Here is a 1,534-nt window from a genome sequence, read left to right as displayed (position 1 = left end):
CCTCGGTGTTTCCTACGTCTCCGGGGACCGCAAGCGCGAGGGTATTTTCCCGCAACAAAGCATCTTCGAAAACCTCGCCATCGGTGTCTACAGGAAGAAGCTCGGCCCCCTGGGTGTAATCCGCAAGCCCACGCTGAAACCGATGTTCAAGCGCGAGGTGGATCGTCTGCGCATCAAGATCGGCAGCCCGTCGAACAGGATCACCTCACTGTCGGGTGGCAACCAACAGAAGGTGCTCATCGGGCGCGCCTTCGCAAACGATCCCCAAGTCATCCTCCTGAATGACCCCGCCCGCGGCGTCGATCTCGGCACCAAGCGCKACCTCTACCGCKAACTCCGCCTGTTTGCTGAAAAAGGCGGCAGTGTCATCTACCTGTCGACTGAGATCGAGGAGTTCATCGGGTTTGCCGATCGCGTCGACGTGTTCTTTGGGGGAACGTTGTTTCGATCCCTGACCGGCGAGGAAATCGCCGAGGCACCAATCCTCGCCGCTATGTTCGGGAAAGCCCGGGACGCTTCCGTTGATTTCGATCTGGAAAGGACCGCATGATGTCTGCAACCGCTTTCCGTCAAGTCACGCAGGACCGCTCGCTGTACGTTCCGGCCGGGCTYTTCCTTGTCCTCCTTTGCGCCGTCGCCTTCCGTGGCCAAGGTCTGTTCACGAACAATGGTCTGGCCGGAGCCATTCTGGTTGCAACGCCGCTGATCCTCACCGCGCTCGCGATAACACCGATCGTCATGGCGGGCCGCGGAGCCGTGGACCTTTCCGTCGGACCGCTGATGGGCTTCATCAACGTCACGCTCATTACGTGGCTGGTCGGCAACGGCATCACGCACCCTGTCGCCATCATTGCCTGGGCGGTGGGATTGGGAGCGGCGTTCCAGTKGGTGCAAGCGCTCGTGATCATCTACGTGCGCGTCGCGCCCATCATCGTCACGCTCTCCGGTTTCCTCGTTCTGTCGGGCGTCAACCTGATGGTCATGTCGCGTCCCGGCGGTGTCGCTCCAGACTGGATGCTAAGCTGGGGCGCGGGAACGAGCGTATTTTCGCCTGTCCTGTTGCTTCTGCTCGGCGCTTTCGCAATCTGGGGCGTCCTGAGGGGCACGATGTTTTACCGCAACCTGCGGATGACAGGCGCTGACGAGCGGATGGCCTATACCAGCGGTGTGCAGGTCGACGTCGTGCGCATCATCGCCCATATGGTCGGCGGCGTTTTTGCCGGGCTCGCCGCATTGAGCTACACCGCGCTGATCTCATCCGGCGACCCGACCCAGGGCAGCACCTACACGCTGCAAGCAGTCACGGCGCTGGTCCTTGGTGGCGCCAGTCTCTCCGGGGGGCGCGGCGGTGCGCTCGGCTCGACGCTCGGCGCGATCAACATGTTMCTCATCTCGTATCTTCTGTCCACTTTCAACTTCGGTACGGTTTMGGGCTTCGTTACGCAAATGGCCTTTGGCCTGATCCTCGTTGGATCACTTCTCGTGAACGTCTTCGTCATCAGCCGCCGCACTGTCGCGTGAGGGAGTAAGGAAA

At 61.1% G+C, this 1,534-nt stretch carries 2 protein-coding genes; both read left to right on the top strand.

The features are described from left to right. Positions 1-550 (top strand): ATP-binding cassette domain-containing protein (locus QD357_RS32170; protein WP_414126059.1); only part of this gene is annotated, 550 nt, incomplete at its 5' end. Then, positions 547-1,521, top strand: a complete 975-nt coding sequence (locus QD357_RS32165) for an ABC transporter permease (protein ID WP_414126058.1) — start codon at positions 547-549, stop codon at positions 1,519-1,521. The genes QD357_RS32170 and QD357_RS32165, both read left to right, overlap by 4 nt. The last annotated feature ends 13 nt before the right edge of the window (positions 1,522-1,534 follow it).

The organism is Rhizobium sp. BR 317 (genome assembly GCF_047445835.1).
Taxonomy (GTDB): Bacteria; Pseudomonadota; Alphaproteobacteria; order Rhizobiales; family Rhizobiaceae; genus Rhizobium; species Rhizobium paranaense.
Note: the sequence above shows the minus strand (reverse complement) of the source record. Positions and strands in the feature narration are given on the sequence as shown.